Raw genomic sequence first — 6409 nt, 5'->3', positions numbered from 1 at the left:
GGAGGACGCGCTCGCCGACGGCGCGGCCGACGTGGATGCGGGTGAGGGCGCGCTGCGGGTGATCGCGCCGGTGCTGCCGCGCATCGCCAACCACACCGACATGGACGCGCTGCGCCTGCATCCGCAGGTGGATTTTCGCTGGGTCGGGCCGGGGCAGACGATTCCGCCCGCCGACCTGATCGTGCTGCCGGGCTCGAAGAGCGTGCGGGCCGACCTCGCCTGGCTGCGCGAGCAGGGCTGGGAGGCGGCGATCCGCCGCCATCTGCGCTACGGCGGCAAGCTGCTCGGCATCTGCGGCGGCTACCAGATGCTCGGCTGCAGGATCGCCGACCCGCTCGGCGTGGAAGGCGACCCGGGCGAGGCGGACGGTCTCTGTCTGCTCGAACTCGACACCGTGCTCGCCGCCGACAAGCGGCTGGAGAACGTCCGCGGCCGGCTGTGCACCGCGGAGCCGGGGCACGAAGGGGCGAAGGTGGCGGGGTACGAGATCCACATGGGCGTCTCCACCGGGCCGGCGCTGGAACGCCCGGCGCTCGAGCTGGTCGACGCCGCGGGACGGATGCGGCCGGAAGGGGTGCTGTCGGCGGACGGCCAGATCCTCGGCAGCTACCTGCACGGGCTCTTCGACGCGCCCGAAGCGCTCGCCGCGTTGCTGGCGTGGGCGGGGCTCGCGGCGACCGCACGGGTCGATCTCGCGGCGCGGCGCGAGGCCGATCTCGACCGTCTCGCCGACGCGGTGGAGTCGCACCTCGATCTCGCCGCCCTCTTCGGCGCCGGCCTGCCGGCGCAACGGCACGCCAAGGAACGAACGCGATGAAGAAAGATGCGCAGCGCCCGCACGGCGCCGAAGCCTCGCCGCTCGGCCAGCCGGTGGCCTATCGCGACACCTACGCGCCCGAGCTGCTGTTTCCGATCGCCCGCCAGCTCAAGCGCGACGAACTCGGTCTGCGCGCGGACGCGCTGCCCTTCGTCGGCGAGGACCTGTGGAACGCCTACGAGTTGTCCTGGCTCGATCCGCGCGGCAAGCCGGTGGTGGCGATCGGACGCTTCCGGGTGCCGGCCGACAGCCCGCGGCTGGTGGAGTCGAAGTCGCTCAAGCTCTATCTCAACGCCTTCAACCAGCAGCGCTTCGCCGGCGTGGAGGAGGTGCGGGAGACGATCGCGCGCGACCTGTCGGCCGCCGCGGGCGGCGAGGTGCGGGTGGCGCTCGAGCCGCTCGCGCAGCGCCCGCAGCGCGCCTCGGCCTACCCGGAGGGCAGCTGCATCGACGGCCTCGACATCGAGATCGACCGCTACCAGCCCGACCCCGGGCTGCTGCGCGCGGCGGGCCCAGAAGTTAGCGAGACCCTGTATTCTCACCTGCTGAAGTCGAACTGCCTGGTCACCGGCCAGCCCGACTGGGCCATGGTGGTGGTGCGCTACCGTGGGCCTGCGATCGACCGTGAGGCGCTGCTGCGCTATGTGGTGTCCTTCCGCCAGCACAACGAGTTCCATGAGCAGTGCGTGGAGCGCGTGTTCTGCGACATCCGCGCGCGCTGTGCGCCGCGCGAGCTCGCGGTGTGGGCGCGCTACACCCGGCGCGGCGGGCTGGACATCAACCCCTTCCGCGCCAGCCATGGCGGGCTGGTGGCGGACGAGCGCATGGAGGTCCGGCAATGATCGCGGTGGATTTGACTTTGGTCATAGACGCCAATCGGGTATGTAACGATCCTTGGCGCATGCAAGTAAGTGTTGCCGCGGGCCGTCATCCCTAGGAAAATGTCGGTGGCTGCAATATGATCCGGCTGCATCAACGCCATAACCCAGAGGGTATGCACATGAAACTGTTCGTCGCCGCCGCGGTTGCCGCGGGTCTCCTTTCGGCCTCGCCGGCCTTCGCTTCCGCCGAGCTGGCCAAGGCCAAGAACTGCATGGCTTGCCATGCGGTCGACAAGAAGCTGGTGGGCCCGTCCTACAAGGAAGTCGCCGCCAAGTATGCGGGCCAGGCCGACGCCGCCGCCATGCTCGTCACCAAGGTCCAGAAGGGTGGCGTGGGCACCTGGGGCAAGGTCCCGATGCCCCCCAACCCGCAGGTCAAGGATGACGAGGCGAAGCAACTCGTCGAGTGGGTGCTGTCGCAGAAGTAAGCCCGCTCTGAGCTTCGCCCGCGGGGCCGGCCGTTTCGGCCCCGACCCCGGAAGCCGGTCGCCGCGAGGCGCCGGCTTTTTCAATGTGGTCCGCCCGTGTGAGGCCGCCCGCCCGCGTGCTCAGTCGGCCATCGCCTCCATCCCCCCGTCGAGCCATCGCCCCACCTGTTCCGCCGCCGCGGGACGGGCGAACAGGTAGCCCTGCATGACGTCGCAGCCGAGGTCGCCGAGGGTCTCCACCTGGCCGACCTCTTCCACGCCTTCCGCCACCATGCACAGCCCGAAGCCGCGGGCGATGCCGGTGATCGCGGAGATGATCGGATTGCCCGCCTGCCCGTTGAGCTCGCGCACGAAGCTGCGGTCGATCTTGATCGTGCTGACCGGAAACTTCTGCAGGTAGGCGAGCGCCGAGTAGCCCACGCCGAAGTCGTCGATCGCCACGCTGAGTCCGGCGTCGCGCAGCGCGCGCACCTTGGCGGCGACGCCGTCCGAATCGTTCATCATCAGGCTCTCGGTGATCTCGAGCTCGATCTGCGCCGGCGGCAGGTCGTGGCGGCGAACGCAGTCGATCACCGTGTCGACGATGTCGCGGTGGCCGAAGTCGTGCGGCGAGAGGTTCAGGGACATGCGCAGCGCGGTGTGGCCGGCCGCGCGCCATTCGGCGAGCTGGCGGCAGGCGCACTCCATGACCCAGGCGCTGATCTCGCCGATGAGGCCGATCTCCTCGGCCACCGGGATGAAGGTCGAGGGCGGGATCGAGCCCAGCGCCGGATGGGTCCAGCGCAGCAGCGCCTCGACGCCGACGATCTCCTTGCGGGAGAGGCTGACCTGGGGCTGGTAGTGGAGCTCAAGCTCGTCGCGTTCGAAGGCGAGGCGGAGCTCGTTCTCCAGCCGGATGCGGTCGTGGTGGTGGCTGTTGAGTTCGGGCTCGAAGAAGCGGAAGGCGTTCTTGCCCGAGCGCTTGACCCGGTACATCGCGATGTCGGCATGGCGGATGAGGTCTTCCGCGCTGTCGCCGTCGCGCGGGAAGAGCGCGATGCCGATGCTGACCGTGGCGCGGAAGTCGGCGCGGCTGAGCTTGAAGGGGGCGCCGAGGGTGGCGATGATCTTGCGCGCGACCGATTCGACGTCGTCGGGGCGCTCGACGTCGGGCAGCAGGATGGTGAATTCGTCGCCACCGAGGCGGGCGAGGGTGTCGCCGCGGCGCAGGCTCTCGCTCAGGCGCGAGGCAATGCCGCGCAGCAGGGCGTCGCCCTCGGCGTGACCGTAGCTGTCATTGACCAGCTTGAAGCGGTCGACGTCGGCGAACATCACGGCGAGCATGCCCCCGCGTCGCCGCGCCTGTGCGATCGCGAGCTCTAGCCGGTCCTTGAACAGCGCCCGGTTCGGCAGGTGGGTGAGCTGGTCGTGGTAGGCCTGAAAGGAAATGATCGCCTCCGCGCGCTTGCGCTCGGAGATGTCGCGCGCCACGCCGTAGAGTCCGGAGGCGGGCCCGAGCGGGCCGTCGACATGCTCCATCGGGATCGCGGTGAGCGACACGGTGACCCCATCGCCGAGACGCCGGTCGGCGTCCTCGTGCCTGCGCTGCAGCCGCAGTTCGAGGGTGAAGCTTCTTCCCGGGCGACTGAGCTGGGCCTCGAATCGTTCGAGGTCCTCGGCAGCGACGATCGACGCGAAGGGCTGCTTCATCAGGCTCTGGCGGTCGTAGCCGAGCAAGGCGCTGACGCGCGGGTTGAGGTAAGTGAAGCGGCCCTCTGCGTCGAGGGTGAAGATGAGGTCGGGGGAGATCTCGACGAGATAGCGATGGAGCTGCTCGGAGGCTTTCAGACGCTGGCTCATCGCGCGATTGGCGGCCTCCAGCGCCGCCTTGTGCAGCGCATTATCGACCACCCGCTGCAGATGGGCGACGCTGTAGGGCTTGCGTACGTAGTCGTCGGCACCACCGCGCAGCGCGCCGATCACCGCGTCGGTGGTGTCCTCGCCGCTGATCAGGATCACCGCCTCCTCGCGGGCACGGCCGGTGAGCCATTCGAGCACGCTGAGGCCGGTGGCGTCGGGCAGCCGGTAGTCGAGCAGCACGAGGTCGTAGCGCTGGCGCTCGAGCCGGAGGATCGCCTCGCCGACGCTGGCGCATTCATCGAAGCGACGGCCGGGGCGGCCGAGCACGCGGGGAAAGGTCCTGCACAGCGCGGGGTCGTCGTCCACGATCAGGATGTCGCACGGCGTGACGGCATGCGTGCTTCGACCGCCGCTTGGATGGAAAGGCTGCTCCCCCGGAATGGCCATGTGTCCCCGATCTCGTTCTATTCAGATGTGAGTGAATCGAGTCCATGACTCGCGTCAGTGTCGCATGATGCCAGCACAGCATCGGATCGATCCAGCGGGATCAGCAGCTGGAATGTGGTGCCGCCCCCGTGCGGACTGCGGCACACGATCGATCCATGCCAGCGGTCGATGATTTCCTTCACCACCGCGAGGCCGACGCCCTGGTGCGCTTCGCCCTTGCTGCTGGCGCCGGCGTCGAACAGCGCCGTTCTGCGCGCCGACGGCAGACCGGGGCCGTCATCGACCAGGGACAGCTCCAGGCAGTTGCGCCCGCCGGCGATGATCTCGCCCGTCAGCGTCACCGTCAGCGCCCGCCCGGGGCCGAGCGCCTCGGCGGCGTTGCGGAACAGGTTCAGCAGCACCTGCCGCAGCGCGGAGGCAGGCATCGCCACCGTGGCGGGACGCTGCGCGACCTGCAGCTCGAAGCCGACGCCGCGCGCCTCGAACAAAGGTCCCGCATACACCGCGCGCATCTCCTCGACCACCCCGGCGGCATCGCAGCTGGGTCGCTCCTGGCTCCCCTGTGGCGGGTCCACGCCACGCCGCAGCAGTGCATCGACGCGCTCGAGCTCGCCTCCGATCAACGCCGTCTCCTGCTGCAGGGCCGCGTCATCGGGATGGCGGAGCGCGATCAACTCGAGGCGGTTGCGGATCACCGTCAGCGGATTGCTCGCCTCGTGGACGAGCCGACGATGCCGCTCGCGGAAGCCCAACCGGAAAACCTCGTCGCGTGTCTCGCGCTCGCGTTCGAGCGCGCTCGCGGCGTGCAGCGCGGCGAGCGCGGTGTCGAGCAGGCGGAGCTGCAGCCAGCGCAGGCCGGGTTCGGGATCGTGCCCGGCGTCCATGCCGATCAGCGCCACCGCCGCGCGGCGCGCCAGCGGCAGGCAAAGCAGGCCGCGCGCACCGAGCCAGCGTGCGAGCTGCGAGTCGGCCGCTGCGCTGCCGGCGGCGACGGGGAAGATGCTGCGCTCGACTCCGTCGTGCAGCGTCTGTGCGACGATCGTGTGCGGATCGGTGGCGCGCAGCTTCAGCTCGTCGAACAGGCGCGCGAGCGGGGCGGGGGAGCCGGGCAGCGCGCGCAACAGGCCACCCGTACCCGCGCCCACCAGCAAGGGCGTGTCGCGCAGGCCGAACAGCCGGCAGGCAATCGCCAGACGGCCGGCGAGCGCCCGCGGCGCGAGCCGGGCGAAGCTCGCGCCGAGCAGGCCGAGCACAGCGGCGGCGCGATAGGGGTCGTCGGCCAGCGGCGCGAGCGGGGGGACGCGTGCGCGCGGGGCAGGGCCGTCATCGCGCGTCAGGCGCGCCGCGGCATCGGCTCGCAGCGCGAGCAGGCGTTCGGGCGCCAGTTCGAACACGGATGCAAGCGGGAGGGCAACCGCCTCGGCGTCGCGGTCGGCGAGGCGGCTGGCGAGCTGCAGCAGGCGGGCGAGCGGATGCACGCCGGCGAGTGCCGCGGCGTCGAGCCGACCGATCGCGAGCGCGTCGAGCAGTACCGGCGGCAGGCCACAGGCCGCCCACCAGGCGGGCGCGGGCTGTGCGGAGAGCGCGAACGGCGCCCACAGGCCGCCGAGCAGGGCTTCGTCCGGTCGCGGATAGCCGGTCTCGCGGGCGAGGAGAAGGGCGCAGGCGGCCGTCAGCGGAGCCTGCGCGGCGGCGGCGGGAAGGGCGCCGGGCGCGGACTCGTCGGCGAGCAGCCAGGCGCGCAGCAGGTCGTCGCCCAAGGCCTGCAGCCGGCGCGCGAGCGCGGTGAGCAGGCCGCGCTCGAGTTCGCCGGCGGCGAGCGGTTCCGCCTGCAGCAGGCGAAGGCTCAGCCCGGGGTCGTGCGCCGCGATGAAGGCGATCTCGTCCCATTCCGGCTCATCCTGCGCCAGCCGGCACAGGATGAGCGCATCGCTCCCAGGGAGGAAGGCGGGGGGCGGCGCGAAGGGCGGGAGATCCGGCATCGAATGGCAGTGAAG

4 protein-coding genes and 1 pseudogene are annotated in these 6409 nt (G+C 70.9%); 3 read left to right on the top strand and 2 right to left on the bottom strand.

The annotated features are described in order from the left end of the window. The 3 genes and pseudogenes from BB334_RS12680 to BB334_RS12670 all read left to right on the top strand — a co-directional run. Positions 1-817: pseudogene (locus tag BB334_RS12680) on the top strand (cobyric acid synthase); the annotation flags it as partial. Then, complete coding sequence (queF, locus tag BB334_RS12675) at positions 814-1659, top strand: NADPH-dependent 7-cyano-7-deazaguanine reductase QueF (protein WP_068808843.1); 846 nt, start codon at positions 814-816, stop codon at positions 1657-1659. The pseudogene BB334_RS12680 and the gene queF, both read left to right, overlap by 4 nt. A 158-nt stretch (positions 1660-1817) precedes the next feature. After that, positions 1818-2126, top strand: a complete 309-nt coding sequence (locus BB334_RS12670) for a c-type cytochrome (RefSeq protein ID WP_068808946.1) — start codon at positions 1818-1820, stop codon at positions 2124-2126. A gap of 120 nt (positions 2127-2246) precedes the next feature. Here the strand turns inward: BB334_RS12670 and BB334_RS12665 are convergent, their stop codons facing one another. Next, positions 2247-4412 (bottom strand): putative bifunctional diguanylate cyclase/phosphodiesterase, encoded by a 2166-nt coding sequence (locus BB334_RS12665; protein WP_068808842.1) that lies wholly within the window; start codon positions 4410-4412, stop codon positions 2247-2249. 17 nt (positions 4413-4429) lie between these two features. Next, a complete protein-coding gene (locus BB334_RS12660) occupies positions 4430-6394 on the bottom strand; it encodes a sensor histidine kinase (protein WP_068808841.1) in 1965 nt (654 codons plus the stop codon). Positions 6395-6409 lie beyond the last annotated feature (15 nt).

This window comes from Thauera phenolivorans, assembly GCF_001696715.1.
Classification (GTDB): Bacteria; Pseudomonadota; Gammaproteobacteria; order Burkholderiales; family Rhodocyclaceae; genus Thauera; species Thauera phenolivorans.
Note: the sequence above shows the minus strand (reverse complement) of the source record. Positions and strands in the feature narration are given on the sequence as shown.